This window comes from Pseudomonas tohonis (assembly GCF_012767755.2).
Lineage (GTDB): Bacteria > Pseudomonadota > Gammaproteobacteria > Pseudomonadales > Pseudomonadaceae > Metapseudomonas > Metapseudomonas tohonis.
The window spans coordinates 1481393-1496910 of record NZ_AP023189.1 but is presented as its reverse complement, the minus strand read 5'-3'; the positions used below and the strand labels follow the sequence as shown (position 1 = coordinate 1496910).

Genomic DNA, 15518 nt, shown 5'->3' with positions numbered 1-15518 from the left:
ATGCAAATCTTTCGCATTATGTCGCGGTTTCTCGGGCGCAATTGCGCCACGTCCCCCACAACACGCAAAGGAATTCGCCATGAGTCGTATGCCCCTGGCTACTGCCAGCCTGCTTGCCATCGCCATCACCCTCGCCGGTTGCGGCGACGACAAGGACAAGGCCGCAGCACCGCAAGCCGCCGCTCCCGCAGCCGCCAGCAGCACCCCAGCCGCGACCGTAGCGAAAGTCGACGAAGCCGCCGCCAAGGCCGTGGTCAAGCACTACGCCGACCTGGCCCTGGCCGTCTTCAGCGACGCCCACAGCACCGCCGTCGACCTGCAGAAAGCCGTCGACGCCTTCATCGCCAAGCCCGGCGACGACACCCTGAAAGCCGCCCGTGAAGCCTGGCTGGCCGCCCGCACCCCGTACATGCAGAGCGAAGTCTTCCGCTTCGGCAACGCCGTCGTCGACGACTGGGAAGGCGGCCTCAACGCCTGGCCGCTGGACGAAGGCCTGATCGACTACGTCGCCAAGGACTACCAGCACGCGCTGGGCAACCCGGGCGCCACCGCCAACATCATCGCCAACAAGGAAATCCAGGTCGGCGAAGACAAGATCGACGTCACCGAGATCACCGGCGAGAAGCTCTCCAGCCTGAACGAGCTGGGCGGCTCCGAAGCCAACGTCGCCACCGGCTACCACGCCATCGAATTCCTCCTCTGGGGCCAGGACCTGAACGGCACCGGCCCGGGCGCCGGCAACCGCCCGGCCACCGACTATGCCCAGGGCAAGGACTGCACCGGCGGCAACTGCGACCGTCGCGCCGCCTACCTGAAGGCCGCCACCGACCTGCTGGTCAGCGACCTGGAATACATGGTCGGCCAGTGGAAAGCCGGCGTCGCCGACAACTACCGCGCCAAGCTGGAAGCCGAGCCTGCCGAATCCGGCCTGCGCAAGATGCTCTTCGGCATGGGCAGCCTGTCCCTGGGCGAGCTGGCCGGCGAGCGCATGAAGGTCGCCCTGGAAGCCAACTCGCCCGAGGACGAGCACGACTGCTTCAGCGACAACACCCACAACTCGCACTTCTACAACGGCAAGGGCATCCGCAACGTGTACCTGGGCGAGTACAAGAAGGTCGACGGCACCACCCTGACCGGCCCGAGCCTGTCCTCCCTGGTGGCCAAGATCGACGCCGCGACCGACGCCACCCTGAAGGCCGACCTGGAAGCCACCGAAGCCAAGCTGCAAGTGCTGGTGGACAGCGCCGACAAGGGCGTGCACTTCGACCAGCTGATCGCCCCGGACAACGCCGAAGGCAACCAGATCGTCCGTGACGCCATCGCCGCCCTGGTCAAACAGACCGGTGCCATCGAGCAGGCCGCCGGCAAGCTGGGCATCAGCGACCTGAAACCGGACAACGCCGACCACGAGTTCTGATCGACTCGTCCACGCGTCCCGTAAAGCGGATGCGGCCCATCGCCGCATCCGCTTTTTTCATGCCCGGGAATCCGTCTCTCGTCTCGCTGCAAGGCACGTCACGCCTGGGTTCCACCCGCTCCGCAGCTGCCAGCCGGACCCGCTATCACGAACGCAAATCCCTCTTATTTAATAGCCGTTCGCCTGCTAACATTGCCCGCCTGTTTTCCCCAGCCGGACCCGCCAATGCCCGTATCGTCGGCCCTCCGCCACCTGTCGCCGCTGTTGCTGGCCGTTGCCCTGGCCGGTTGCGACAAGCCCCCCCGCTTCACCCAGGCCGAACCCGGCGAGCAGCTTTCAGGCGGTGCCGCGACCATCAACCTGCATGACCGCAACGCCTTCTCCCAGGCCTCCGGCAACCTCACCCCGAGCCGCCGGCTGGACTTCAACGTCGGCAACAGTTTCTTCCGCAACCCCTGGGTGATCGCCCCCTCCTCCACCACTGCGAGGGATGGCCTGGGCCCGCTGTTCAACACCAACGCCTGCCAGAACTGCCACGTGAAGGACGGCCGCGGCCATCCGCCGGGCGTTCGCGGCGACAACGCCGTGTCGATGCTGGTGCGCCTGTCCATCCCCGCCGAAGCCAAGGCCGAGCACCAGCAGATGCTGGAGCGCCTGGGCGTGGTGCCCGAGCCGGTGTACGGCGGACAGCTGCAGGACGTCGCCATCCCCGGCGTCGCACCGGAAGGCAAGGTGCGCATGCGCTATGAGCCGCTCAACGTCACCCTGGGCGACGGCACGGTGGTGGAACTGCAGAAGCCGACCCTGGAGATCACCCAGCTGGGCTACGGCCCCATGCACCCGCAGACGATGTTCTCCGCGCGGGTCGCCCCGCCGATGATCGGCCTGGGCCTGCTGGAGGCCATTCCCGAAGCCGCCATCCTCGCCAACGCGGGCGCCTCGAAGGACAAGCCCGCCGGCATCGTCGGCCGCCCCAACCAGGTCTGGGACGACGCCGCCGGCAAGACCGTGCTCGGCCGCTTCGGCTGGAAGGCCGGCCAGCCCAGCCTGAACCAGCAGAACGCCCACGCCTTCTCCGGCGACATGGGCCTGACCACCAGCCTGCTGCCCCACGACGACTGCACGCCCGCCCAGGTGGACTGCCTGAATGCCGTGAACGGCGGCGAGCCCGAGGTCAGCGACAACATCCTGCGCCTGGTGCTGTTCTACAGCCGCAACCTCGCCGTGCCCTCGCGGCGCGGGGTCAACGACCCGCAGGTGCTGGACGGCAAGGGCCTGTTCCACCAGGCCGGCTGCCAGGGCTGCCACACCCCGAGCTTCACCACCCGGGCCGATGCCGCCGAACCGGAGCTGGCCAACCAGGTGATCCGCCCCTATACCGACCTGCTGCTGCACGACATGGGCGAGGGCCTGGCCGACGGCCGCCCCGAGTTCCAGGCCAGCGGCCGCGACTGGCGCACCGCGCCCCTCTGGGGCATCGGCCTGACCCAGGCGGTCAACGGCCACACCCGTTTCCTCCACGATGGGCGCGCCCGCAACCTGCTCGAGGCCATCCTCTGGCACGGCGGCGAGGCCGAGGCGGCGAAACAGACCGTCATGCGCTATGACGCTGGACAGCGAGCCGCGCTGCTGGCATTCCTGAATTCCCTTTAAGGAGCCCTGCATGTTCAGACCCAAACTGCTCTTCACCAGCCTCGCCGCCCTGGCCCTGGGCGCCTGCGCCCCGCAGGACCCGCAGGCCCAGGCCACCGCCGCGCTGGCCAAGCAGGTGATCCTGCCCACCTACAGCCGCTGGGTGGAAGCCGACCGCGCCCTGGCCGCCAGCGCGCTGGCGTTCTGTTCCGGGAAGGAAGACCTGGCCAAGGCCCGTGCCGACTTCCTCGCGGCGCAGAAGGCCTGGGCCGAGCTGCAACCGCTGATGGTCGGCCCCCTGGCCGAGGGCAACCGCGCCTGGCAGGTGCAGTTCTGGCCGGACAAGAAGAACCTGGTGGGTCGCCAGGTCGAGCAACTGGTCCAGGCTAAGCCCGACATCGACGCCGCCGGCCTGGCCAAGTCCAGCGTCGTGGTACAGGGCCTCTCCGCCTACGAATACATCCTCTTCGACAGCAACCTGGACCTCGCCGACCAGGAGCAGAAGGCCCGCTACTGCCCGTTGCTGGAAGCCATCGGCCAGCGCCAGCAGAGCCTCGCCGAGGAGATCCTCGCCTCCTGGAACAGCAAGGACGGCATGCTCGAGCAACTGAGCAAATTCCCCAACCAGCGCTACGCCGACTCCCACGAGGCCGTCTCCGAGCTGCTGCGTGTCCAGGTCACCGCCCTGGACACCCTGAAGAAGAAGCTCGGCACGCCCATGGGCCGCCAAGCCAAGAGCCAGCCGCAGCCCTACCAGGCCGATGGCTGGCGCAGCGACACCTCCCTGGCCAGCCTGGGCGCCAGCCTGCTCAGCGCCGAGCAGCTGTGGAACGGTGCCGACGGCAAGGGCCTCCGCAGCCTGCTGGGTGACGACCAGAAGGCCCTGGCCGAGAAGATCGACGGCGCCTACGCCGACGCCCGCGCCAAGCTGGACGCCCTGCAACCGCCGCTGAGCAAGCTGCTGCAGAGCGAGGAAGGCCTCAAGCAACTGAACGTCTTCTACGACAGCCTCGACGTGGTGCACCGCCTGCACTCCAACGAGCTGGCCCGCGTCCTCAACGTGCAACTCGGCTTCAACGCCAACGATGGTGACTGATATGTTCCGCCGCCAGGTACTCGCCCTCGGCAGCCTCCTGCTCGGCGCCGTGACGCTGGGCGGCTGGACCCTGAGCCGCAAGGGTCGCGACCCGCTGCTGCTCTCCGCCCGTGACGATGCCGATGGCGGCCACTACGCCGTCGGCTACCGCCTCGATGGCACCCAGGTGTTCGCCACCCGCGTGGCGCAGCGCTGCCACGACATCGTCGAACATCCCAGCGAGCCGGTGGCCCTGTTCGTCGCGCGCCGCCCGGGCACCGAGAGCTACCTGATCGACCTCACCGACGGCAGCCTGCTGCAGACGGTGCGCTCGCAGCCGGACCGCCACTTCTACGGGCACGGCGTGTTCCACAAGAGCGGCGAGTGGCTCTACACCACCGACAACGACACCACCGACCCCGGTCGCGGCCTGCTTGGCGTGTATGCCTACGCCAACCGCCGGCTGAGCTTCCAGGGCGAGCTGTCCACCCACGGCCTGGGGCCGCACCAGGTGTCCTGGATGCCGGACGGCGAGACCTTCGTGGTCGCCAACGGCGGCATCAGAACCGAGGCCGAGAGCCGCGTGGAGATGAACCTCCATGCCATGGAGCCCAGCCTGGTGCTGATGCGCCGCGACGGCAGCCTGATCAGCCGCGAGACCCTGCCCCAGCAGATGAACAGCGTGCGCCACCTGGCCATCGCCGGCGACGGCACCATAGTCGCCTGCCAGCAGTACATGGGCGATGCCGGCGACCATGCCGACCTGCTGGCGATCAAGCGCCCGGGCCAGCGCTTCCAGCCCTTCCCCCTGGCCGACGAGCAACGCCTGTCGATGGCCCAGTACACCGCCAGCGTCGCCATCCACGACGAACTGCGCCTGGTGGCCCTGACCGCCCCGCGCGGCAACCGGTTCTTCATCTGGGACCTGGACAGCGGCGCCGTGCGCCTCGACGCCCCGCTCCCCGACTGCGCCGGCGTCGGCGCGGTGAAGGACGGTTTCGTGGTCACCTCCGGCCAGGGCCGCTGCCGTTTCTACGATTGCCGCAAGGCGACGATCGCCGCCGCGCCCCTGCAGCTGCCCGCCGGGCTCTGGGACAACCACCTGCACCTCGCCTGACACCTGCATTTCGTCGCCGCGACCTCAACGAACGGTCGCGGCGGCCGACCTATACTTCACCAGCCAACCCCTTCCTCCCACGTCCCTGAGGCGTCACTACATGTCCCTGCAAAACTCCCTGCGAGGTCAGCTCCTCGCGCTGCTGGGCGGCAGCCTGCTGCTGATCCTGGTCATCGCCCTGACCTGCTTCAACTTTCTATCTGGAGGGATCCAGTCCTACCGCAGCCTGGTAGGTGGCACGCTGGAGGCATCCAGCCTCGTCGACAGCGCGAACGTCGAATTCAAGGGCCAGGTGCAGGAATGGAAGAACGTCCTGCTGCGCGGCAAGGACCCGGCCGCCCTGAGCAAGTACTGGGGCCAGTTCGAGGACCAGGAACGCAAGGTCCAGGACCTGCTCGGCAAGCTGGTCAACGAGGCCCGCGAGCAGGGCGACAGCGGCCTGCAAAGTCAGGTGGAGCGCCTGCGCAGCGAGCACCAGAGCCTGGGGGCCGCCTACCGCAAGGGCCGCGAGGCCTTCCTCGCCGCCGGCGCCGACCCGACCGCGGGCGACAAGGCGGTGCAGGGCATCGACCGCGCCGCCAGCGAGCAGATGACCGCCCTGGTCACCCAGTTGCATGACCGCGGCACCCAGCAGTCCGCCGAGATCAGCGCCAGCGCCGCCAGCACCGTGACCACCGGCCTGGTGGTGATGCTGGTGTCCAGCGTGCTGGTGGGCCTGCTGGCGATCTGGCTGATCAACCGGCGCCTGATCGATCCGATCCGCACCCTGATCGACCACATCGGCCGCCTCAGCCAGGGCAACTTCGGCGAGCGCGTCGACAGTAGCCGCCGCGACGAACTGGGCCGCCTGGCCAACTCGGCGAACATCCTGCGGGACTTCCTCGCCGACACCTTCAACCGCCTCAAGCACAGCACCGCCGAGCTGGACAGCGCAAGCGGCGAGCTCAACGCCATCGCCACGCTGATGGCCGGGGGCACCCGCGAGCAGTTCTCGCGCACCGACCAGGTGGCCACGGCGATGCACGAGATGTCCGCCACCGCCCAGGAGGTGGCCCGCCATGCCGCCGATGCCGCACGCGCCGCCGACGACGCCGACAGCTCGGCCCAGCAGGGCGAGCGGGTGATGCAGGCGACCATCCAGAGCATCACCGGCATGCGTGGCGAGATCGATTCCACCGCCGAGGTGATCCGCCGCCTGGAGAACGACAGCGGCCGCATCAGCAAGGTGCTGGAAGTGATCCGCGGCATCGCCGAGCAGACCAACCTGCTGGCGCTCAACGCCGCCATCGAGGCCGCCCGCGCCGGCGAGCAGGGCCGGGGCTTCGCGGTGGTCGCCGACGAGGTGCGGACCCTCGCCCAGCGCACCGCCGAATCCACCGCCGAGATCCACCAGATCATCGACACGGTGCAGACCGGCGCGGTGAACGCGGTGCGCGCCATCGAAAGCGGTCAGAGCCGCAGCGAGCAGAGCGTCACCCAGGTGACCGAGGCCGGCGCGATGCTGCAACGCATCACCGGCGCGGTGGAGGCCATCCGCGACATGAACCGGCAGATCGCCACGGCGGCGGAGGAGCAGACCTCGGTGGCCGAGGACATCTCGCGCAACCTCACCGAAATCACCGCCATCGCCGTCACCAACAACGAGAACGTGCAACGCACCGAGGCGGCCAGCAACCGCCTGCACGAACTCTCCGGCGACCTGAGCGAGGTCACCCGCCGCTTCAGCGCCTGACCCCCGACTTCACCGGCACAGGGATGTGCCGTCTCCGTCGCAGCGAGGTGGCACCCTTGCCGCCCCCGTGGGTTCCAAAGAGTTGCACCCGCCCACTGCCAGGGCGCCGCTGCGCTGCCTGTTCCGCTGCACGGGCCTCCCCGCCCAGGCGCCTTTCGCGCCGACTGAAATGCGCCGATTCGTAGCGTTCTCCGGCGATCTGCAAGGCACTGAATGGGCATCGTGCCAGCATGTAAACTTTTGCAATTCCGCGCCTTTGACTTGCCCCCGCCAGTGGTAATAAGGTGCACCCCTCGCCTATTCCCAGGCCTCAATCTGCCTTGCCAAGGAACCGGAATATGTTGCTCCGCCGCATGCTCATCATGCTCGGCGTGGTCATCCTCGTGGTGGCCGCGCTTGCCGCGTACAAGTTCTTCTCCATCAAACAGCAGATCGCGATGTTCACGGCGCCCAAGCCGGCCATCAGCGTCTCGGCCGCCAAGGCGGTGGAAGTGCCCTGGCAGGAGCGCCTGCCGGCCATCGGTTCGCTCAAGGCCTTCCAGGGCGTGGACCTGACCGTGGAAGTCGGCGGCACCGTGCAGGAGGTGCAGTTCCTTTCCGGCGAGAAGGTCAAGCTCGGCCAGCCGCTGATCCAGATGGACAGCGACGTCGAACAGGCCAGCCTGGCGACCGCGGAAGCCGCCCTGGCCCTGGCACGCGTCGAGTTCGAACGCGGCCGCAGCCTGGTGAACCGGCAGAACATTTCCAAGAGCGAATTCGACCGACTCTCCTCGGAGCTGCAGAAGTCGACCGCCAGCGTCGCCCAGTTGAAGGCCATGCTGGCGAAGAAGCGCATCGTCGCGCCCTTCGCCGGCACCATCGGCATCCGCCAGGTGGACGTGGGTGACTTCCTCTCCTCCGGCACCACCATCGCCACCCTGCAGGACCTCAGCACCCTGTTCCTCGACTTCTACCTGCCCGAGCAGGCGGTGCCCAAGCTCGCCATCGGCCAGCATGTGCGGATCAGCGTCGCCGCCTACCCGGGCGAGTTCTTCGAAGGCGCCATCGCCGCGATCAACCCCAAGGTCGAGGACAGTACTCGCAACCTGCAGGTGCGTGCGCTGCTGCAGAACCCCGACAGCAAGCTGCTGCCGGGCATGTTCGCCAACCTCGAGGTCCTGCTGCCAGGCGACAACCTGCGCATCGTGGTGCCGGAAACCGCCATCACCTACACCCTCTACGGCAACTCGGTCTACGTGATCGACGCCAAGAAGGGCGAGGACGGCCAGGCGCTGAAGGACGACAAGGGCCAGCCGGTCCTGGTGGTCGAACGCCGCTTCGTCGAGACCGGCCAGCGCCGCGACGGCAAGGTCGTGGTGCTCAAGGGCCTGAAGGCCGACGAGCAGGTGGTGACCGCCGGCCAGCTGAAGCTGGACAACGGCTCCAACGTCGCCATCGCCGATGACCAGGCCCAGCAACCGAAAACGGACAAACAAGCCAGCGCCGAGCAGTAGGCCCGACGCCAAGGAATACCGATATGGCTTTCACAGATCCCTTCATCCGTCGCCCGGTACTGGCGACCGTGGTCAGCCTGCTGATCGTGCTGCTGGGCTTCCAGGCCTTCAGCAAGCTGGTGATCCGCCAGTACCCGCAGATGGAAAACGCCCTGATCACGGTGACCACCGCCTACCCGGGGGCCAACGCCGAGACCATCCAGGGCTACATCACCCAGCCGCTGCAGCAGAGCCTCGCGAGCGCCGAAGGCATCGACTACATGACGTCGTCGAGCCAGCAGAACATGTCGGTCATCTCGATCTACGCACGCATCGGCGCCAACTCGGACCGCCTCTTCACCGAACTGCTGGCCAAGGCCAACGAGGTGAAGAACCAGTTGCCGCAGGATGCCGAGGACCCCGTGCTGTCCAAGGAGGCGGCCGACGCCTCGGCGCTGATGTACATCAGCTTCTACAGCGACGAACTGTCCAACCCGCAGATCACCGACTACCTGTCGCGGGTCATCCAGCCCAAGCTGGCGACCCTGCCGGGCATGGCGGAAGCGGAGATCCTCGGCAACCAGGTCTTCGCCATGCGCCTGTGGCTGGACCCGGTGAAGATGGCCGCCTACGGCGTCACCGCCGGCGATGTCAGCGATGCGGTGCGCAAGTACAACTTCCTCTCGGCCGCCGGCCAGGTGAAGGGCGAGTACGTGGTGACGAGCATCAACGCCACCACCGACCTCAAGTCCCCCGAAGCCTTCGCCGCCATCCCGGTGAAGACCCAGGGCGACCGCCGCGTGCTGGTGCGTGACATCGCCCGCGTCGAGATGGGCGCCGAGAACTACGACTCCATCAGCTCCTTCGACGGCATCCCCTCGGTCTACATCGGCATCAAGGGCACGCCCAGCGCCAACCCGCTGGACGTGATCAAGCACGTGCGCGCGATCATGCCCGAGCTGGAAGCGCAGCTGCCGCCGAACCTCAAGGTGTCCATCGCCTATGACGCCACGCGCTTCATCCAGGCGTCCATCGACGAGGTGGTGAAGACCCTGGGCGAGGCGGTGCTGATCGTCATCGTGGTCGTGTTCCTGTTCCTCGGTGCCTTCCGCTCGGTGCTGATCCCGGTCATCACCATCCCGCTGTCGATGATCGGCGTGCTGTTCTTCATGCAGCTGATGGGCTACTCGATCAACCTGCTGACGCTGCTGGCCATGGTGCTCGCCATCGGCCTGGTGGTGGACGACGCCATCGTGGTGGTGGAGAACATCCACCGGCACATCGAGGAGGGCAAGACGCCCTTCGACGCCGCCATCGAGGGCGCCCGCGAGATCGCCGTGCCGGTCATCTCCATGACCATCACCCTGGCGGCGGTGTACGCCCCCATCGGCTTCCTCGAAGGCCTCACCGGCGCGCTGTTCCGCGAGTTCGCCCTGACCCTGGCGGGCGCGGTGATCATCTCCGGCGTGGTCGCCCTGACCCTCTCGCCGATGATGTGCTCCAAGCTGCTGCGCCACGAGGAGAACCCGAGCGGCCTGGCCCACAGGCTGGACATGATCTTCGAGCGGCTCAAGCACCGCTACCAGCGCGCGCTGCACGGCACCCTCAACACCCGCCCGGTGGTGGTGGTGTTCGCGCTCATCGTGATGGCGCTGATCCCGGTGCTGCTGATGATGACCAAGAGCGAACTGGCCCCCGACGAGGACCAGGGCATCGTCTTCCTCATGGCCAAGGCGCCGCAGCCGACCAACCTGGACTACCTGAACGCCTACACCGACGAGTTCGTGGAGATCTTCAAGTCCTTCCCCGAGTACTACTCGTCGTTCCAGATCAACGGCTTCGATGGTGTGCAGGCCGGTATCGGCGGCTTCCTGCTCAAGCCCTGGGACGAGCGCGAGCGCACCCAGATGGAGCTGCTGCAGGAGGTACAGGGCAAGCTCGACCGCATTCCCGGCCTGCAGATCTTCGGCTTCAACCTGCCGTCGCTGCCGGGCACCGGCGAAGGCCTGCCCTTCCAGTTCGTGGTCAACACCCCGAACGACTACGAGTCCCTGCTGCAGGTGACCGAGCGCATCAAGCAGCGCGCGGAAGCCTCGGGCAAGTTCGCCTTCCTCAACGTCGACCTGGCGTTCGACAAGCCCGAAGTGGTGGTCGACATCGACCGCCAGAAGGCCGCGCAGATGGGCGTGTCCATGGAAGACCTCGGCTCCACCCTGGCACTGCTGCTGGGCGAGGGCGAGATCAACCGCTTCACCATCGACGGTCGCAGCTACAAGGTGATCGCCCAGGTGGAACGCCCCTACCGCGACAACCCGGACTGGCTGAACAACTACTACGTGAAGAGCGAGAGCGGCGCGATGGTGCCCCTGTCGACCCTGATCACCGTGCACGACACCGCGCGACCGACCAAGCTCAAGCAGTTCCAGCAGCTGAACTCGGCGATCATCGAGGGCTTCCCGGTGGTGAGCATGGGCGATGCGGTGGAGACCGTGGCGCAGATCGCCCGCGAGGAGGCCCCGCGCGGCTTCGCCTTCGACTACGCCGGCGCCTCGCGCCAGTACGTCCAGGAAGGCAGCGCGCTGTACGTCACCTTCGGCCTGGCCCTGGCGATCATCTTCCTGGTGCTGGCCGCGCAGTTCGAGAGCTTCCGCGACCCGCTGGTGATCCTGGTGACGGTGCCGCTGTCGATCTGCGGCGCGTTGATCCCGCTGTTCCTGGGGATCTCCAGCATGAACATCTACACCCAGGTGGGCCTGGTGACGCTGATCGGCCTGATCAGCAAGCACGGCATCCTGATCGTGGAGTTCGCCAACCAGCTGCGTCGCGACAAGGGCCTGAGTGCGCGCGAAGCGGTGGAGGAAGCCGCCTCCATCCGCCTGCGCCCGGTACTGATGACCACCGCCGCGATGGTGTTCGGCATGGTGCCGCTGATCCTCGCCACCGGCGCGGGTGCGGTGAGCCGCTTCGATATCGGTACGGTGATCGCCACCGGCATGTCCATCGGCACGCTGTTCACCCTGTTCGTGCTGCCCTGCGTCTATACCCTGCTGGCCAAGCCGGACCCACGGCCGGCTGACCAGCCCGAGGCAGGGCCCGTCGCGAGCCACTGAGCCCGGTTGAACGAGAAGGCCCCGCATCTGCGAGGCCTTCTTCATTCCAGGGTTCTCAAAGCCGGTGCAGCGCCTCCACGCGGCTGCCGAAGGCACGCTCGTAGACCGCCAGCAGGTAGGCCCAGTCCTCGTCGCGGATGGCCGAATGCCGCCTGATCTGGCCGACATCGTTGCGCGCCGCCCGGGCATGGGCGAAGCGACGGCGGCTCTTCTCCAGGTCGATCAGGGCGATTTCCACCGATTCGGCGCCCTCCCCTTCCCCGACGCGGATGAACACATGCTTGGGATAAAGGCAGCCGTGTTGCCAACCGCCCCGGTGCAACCGCGCCAGCACATCCGCCATCTGGCCAAGCACCCGCTCGCGCTCGCCCCGGGTGTCGGCGCGCCCCTCCAGGGAGGCGTACCAGCGCTCGAAATCGATGAAGCCCTCCAGGGCCTCCGTCACCAGCAGCGCCTGCCAAGCGCCCTCGCCGCCGCGCCGCGCGCCGCAGTAGACCAGCTGCGGCACCCTCACGCCGAGGCGTTCGAAGGCGCGGATGGCATCCCGTTCGCGAAGCACCGTCGGCCGTCCGAAGGGGTGCAGCACGCTGCGATAGAGGTGGCCGCACTGGCGCTTGCTATACAGCAGGACCCCGTCGTCCCGGCGCACCCGCTCCACCCCGCTTTCACCGCCCCGTCGCAGGTTCGGTGCTTCGACCCATTCCCCACGCCAGTTCCAGAAGCGCTCGAACGGGTCGTCCACATCGCTCGCCAACGCAATCACAGCTGTCTCCATCAGACCATCCCCTCCGTTTATCGCCTGGTCGGTCGCAGTCTCCGTCGAGAACCAGACCGCCCAGGGGGGCGAATAACTTACGCCCTTTTTTGATGTCGCTTGCGGTAACAGGAATGTGCACTCGGTAACCCTGCAAGCCCGGACCCAAGCCACCCCATGGGGCAACGATGCCTCTATTCCGGGCGATGAACCGCAGCAACCCTACTATCGCCAGCGGGTGAGCAGTAGGTTTGCAAGGTCCATACCGTTGCAGGAAGTCGGCGCTGGAGGGACGAGAAAAGGTGCGTGGCGATCACGCAATGACGGCGGCGGCGCAAATGAAAAGCCCCGCATGCGCGGGGCCTGGATGGCTACGGGACGCTACTCAGCCTTGCGGCCCCATGCCCTGGGAAAGCCCGAACATCAGCAGCAGCAACTGCCTGTCGGGCACCGCGTCGGCCTTGTGCCGGGCATTGGGGGGCAGGGGACAATAGCCGAGGCCATTGACGCTGACGACCGAAGGTGACGGCTCATGCCAAGCCGCCGCGGCGATGGACGCGACGCCCAGGGCTCCTACGAGGAACAAAGCTCGCGTTATTTCTAACTTCATGATCGCAACCCCTTGATAGCGCTGCCAAACGCTGTGTCTTCACACTAGATCAATAGTTCACAGTCCGCTTTTTCGAAGTGACGAATGGCATGTCGCTCTGGCCTGGTCATCTCTTCGCGGCTCTTGTCCCTAAGGAGCAGCGCACTCTCAACCGCCTGTTTGCCGCATCACGCGGCGCCGTCGGCCTCGGTACCGTCGGTTGGCAGACGGGCGAGGCTAGCGGTGATTCATTGCAAATCCGTGTCAGTTAATCGTCCGGGCCTGGTCACCGCCCGCTGGTCGAGTCCGACGGCAGCGCCCAGGTAACAGGAATCACCCCCGGAGTAACCCGATTGCCCACGTGCGAGGCCCCGGTGGGACCGCGCGCAAAGCGCCAGGTTCCCTGAAAGCCCCATGCGGCCCTCCGCTCGCCCTCCCCCTGGGCGTGGCGAGTGTTACCCCGGCGCAATGGGAGCCGAGCACTGCAAGGTCCGTACCCTCTAAAGGCCTTCGGGTCCCTGGATACGATCAGCTTCCGCCGGCAGCCGTCATGCCGGCGTCAAGCCGATGTGAAAAATCTGTCAGGCAGCGCCATCGAGGTCGACGCGGAAGTGACAGCCGCCGGAGCCGGATGGCAACAGGCGAACCACCCAGCCCTGGCTTTCGCAGATGCGCTTGACCAGCGACAGGCCGAGCCCGAGGCCATCTCCGCGCTGCTCGATGCCCCGCACGAAGGGCAGGAACATCGCCTCGCGCTGCTCTTCCGGGATACCGTCCCCGCTGTCCTCGACGCTGAATCCGCGCTCGTCCAGACGCAGCTCGATGTGGCCCGACTCGGTGTAGTGCAGGGCATTGCGCAACAGGTTGCCCAGTACCGAGCGCAGCAAGGCCGCGTTGTAGAGAACCTCCGAGGTGACGCCGGGGTGGTAGTCGAAGCGCAACCCCTTGGTCTCGATGGGGTCGCGCCAGAGGCTGGCCAGCTCATCCGCCAGGCTGCCGAGCCGGGATTGCGGCACCATCTCGCCCCCGTTGCGCTGGGCACGGGCGAGCATGAGGAAGGTCTGCACCAGGTCGCGCATCTCCTCACTGGCACGACCGATACGAAGCACCTGCTGGCGCGAGCGCTCGTCGAGGTGGTCGTTTTCCATCAGCAGTTCACAGGAGGTGGCGATCACCATCAGGGGCGTGCGCAGTTCATGGCTCACGTCGCTGGTGAACAGGCGCTCGCGGGTCAGGGCATCGCGCAACCGCCCGAGGGTGTCGTCGAACGCCTGGGCCAACTGGCCCACTTCGTCGGAGGTGTAGTCCGGCGCCAGCGGTGGCGCCAGGCCGAGCAGCTGATCGCGATGGCGGACCTGCCCGGCCAGGCGTACCACCGGTGCGATGACCTTGCGCGCCAGCAGCCAGCCGAGCAGCGCCGAAAGCAGCACGCTGAGGATGAAGCCCACCAGCACCACGCCATAGAGCGCCTGCTCGCGGTCCTCGAAATCGCTCTGGTCCTGCAGCAGTACGTAGCGGTGGCCGTCGATGTCCCGCACCAGGGCGTGGAACGAGAGCTGGCCTTCGAAGAGTTCGTGGAAGCCCGGCGCCAGCTTGGCGTATTCGACGGGCAGGGCGTAGGGGCCGGTGCCCTCGCCGAAGTAGAAACGGGTATCGCTGTCCAGGCTCGGCGCCCGGCCCTTGGCGAGGTTCTCGTAGAGGATGCGCTCCAGCTCGTTGTTCAGGTCGCGGGAGATCAGTTGTTCCTCGATCAGGTGCACCACTTCGATGATGCCCAGCGAGAAGGTCCCCCCAACCAGCGCCGTCATCAGGGTGAAGGCGATGACGATGCGCCGCGCGAGGCTCTGCCTAAACTCCATCGGCCGACTCCGCCAGGCGATAGCCCAGGCCGTGCAGGGTGTGCAGCAGGGGGCTGCCGAAGGGCTTGTCGATCACCTGGCGCAGCTGGTGGATGTGGCTGCGCAGGCTGTCGCTGTCCGGGCAGTCGTCGCCCCACAGGGCCTCCTCGAGGGCTTCCCGGCGCACCAGGTGGGGGCTTTTCTGCATCAGCACGGCCAGCAGCTTGAGGCCGATGGGGTTGAGCTTGAGCGGCTTGCCGGCACGGCTGACCGCCAGGGTGTCGAGGTCGTAGCTCAAATCGCCCACCTGCAGGCTGCGCTTGCCGCCACCCTGGGAGCGCCGCAGCACGGCCTCGATGCGCGCCGACAGCTCGGAGAGCGCGAAGGGTTTGAGCAGGTAGTCGTCGGCCCCGGACTTGAACCCCTGCAGCCGATCGTCGAGTGCATCGCGCGCGGTGAGCATGATCACCGGCGTGTCGCGTCGCGCCTCCTCGCGCAGGCGTCGGCAGAGGGCGTAGCCATCCAGGCCGGGAAGCATGATGTCGAGCACGATCAGGTCGAAGTGTTCGGTGGCCGCCAGGTGCAGGCCGGACAGGCCGTCCTGGGCGCAGTCGACGCTGTAGCCCTTGAGCTCCAGGTAATCGGCCATGTTGGCCAGGATGTCGCGATTGTCTTCCACCAGCAAAATCCGCATCTGCAGTTCCCCCGCCTCATCGATGCCCGTCCGGGCCTGGGCGTCTTTGACAGTTTTTTCACCCGCGGTTCACGGTGCCACTACGACG

At 67.1% G+C, this 15518-nt stretch carries 11 protein-coding genes and 1 pseudogene; 8 read left to right on the top strand and 4 right to left on the bottom strand.

Annotated elements, in window-relative coordinates; genetic code table 11:
- Positions 1-79: 79 nt before the first annotated feature.
- The 8 genes and pseudogenes from HSX14_RS06950 (at position 80) to HSX14_RS06920 (ending at position 11555) form a co-directional block, all read left to right on the top strand.
- The gene (locus HSX14_RS06950) at positions 80-1417 is read left to right on the top strand and encodes an imelysin family protein (protein WP_111263058.1); all 1338 of its coding nucleotides are present in this window, start codon (positions 80-82) and stop codon (positions 1415-1417) included.
- Between the two features lie 225 nt (positions 1418-1642).
- The gene (locus HSX14_RS06945; RefSeq protein WP_173179692.1) at positions 1643-3070 is read left to right on the top strand and encodes a di-heme oxidoreductase family protein; all 1428 of its coding nucleotides are present in this window, start codon (positions 1643-1645) and stop codon (positions 3068-3070) included.
- A 10-nt stretch (positions 3071-3080) separates the two neighbouring features.
- Complete coding sequence (locus HSX14_RS06940; RefSeq protein ID WP_173179693.1) at positions 3081-4145, top strand: imelysin family protein; 1065 nt, start codon at positions 3081-3083, stop codon at positions 4143-4145.
- A gap of 1 nt (position 4146) precedes the next feature.
- Entirely contained in the window at positions 4147-5241 is a 1095-nt protein-coding gene (locus HSX14_RS06935) for a DUF1513 domain-containing protein (protein ID WP_173179695.1), read from the top strand.
- 100 nt (positions 5242-5341) lie between these two features.
- Positions 5342-6040: pseudogene (locus HSX14_RS31545) on the top strand (methyl-accepting chemotaxis protein); the annotation flags it as partial.
- 165 nt (positions 6041-6205) lie between these two features.
- Positions 6206-6973, top strand: a complete 768-nt coding sequence (locus HSX14_RS31540) for a methyl-accepting chemotaxis protein (RefSeq protein WP_416367165.1) — start codon at positions 6206-6208, stop codon at positions 6971-6973.
- A gap of 338 nt (positions 6974-7311) precedes the next feature.
- Positions 7312-8466 (top strand): efflux RND transporter periplasmic adaptor subunit, encoded by a 1155-nt coding sequence (locus tag HSX14_RS06925; protein WP_173179699.1) that lies wholly within the window; start codon positions 7312-7314, stop codon positions 8464-8466.
- Positions 8467-8489: 23 nt separating this feature from the next.
- Complete coding sequence (locus HSX14_RS06920; protein WP_173179701.1) at positions 8490-11555, top strand: multidrug efflux RND transporter permease subunit; 3066 nt, start codon at positions 8490-8492, stop codon at positions 11553-11555.
- Positions 11556-11610: 55 nt separating this feature from the next.
- On the opposite strand, the gene HSX14_RS06915 is transcribed toward HSX14_RS06920, so the two are convergent.
- The 4 genes from HSX14_RS06915 to HSX14_RS06900 form a co-directional block, all read right to left on the bottom strand.
- The gene (locus HSX14_RS06915) at positions 11611-12315 is read right to left on the bottom strand and encodes a lipopolysaccharide kinase InaA family protein (protein WP_173179732.1); all 705 of its coding nucleotides are present in this window, start codon (positions 12313-12315) and stop codon (positions 11611-11613) included.
- A 379-nt stretch (positions 12316-12694) separates the two neighbouring features.
- Positions 12695-12919 (bottom strand): hypothetical protein, encoded by a 225-nt coding sequence (locus HSX14_RS06910; RefSeq protein WP_111263051.1) that lies wholly within the window; start codon positions 12917-12919, stop codon positions 12695-12697.
- 560 nt (positions 12920-13479) lie between these two features.
- On the bottom strand, positions 13480-14757 hold the full coding sequence (locus HSX14_RS06905; RefSeq protein ID WP_173179702.1) for a sensor histidine kinase: 1278 nt from the start codon (positions 14755-14757) through the stop codon (positions 13480-13482).
- The gene (locus tag HSX14_RS06900) at positions 14747-15430 is read right to left on the bottom strand and encodes a response regulator transcription factor (protein ID WP_111263049.1); all 684 of its coding nucleotides are present in this window, start codon (positions 15428-15430) and stop codon (positions 14747-14749) included. Before HSX14_RS06900 ends, HSX14_RS06905 begins: the two co-directional genes overlap by 11 nt.
- Between the last annotated feature and the right edge of the window lie 88 nt (positions 15431-15518).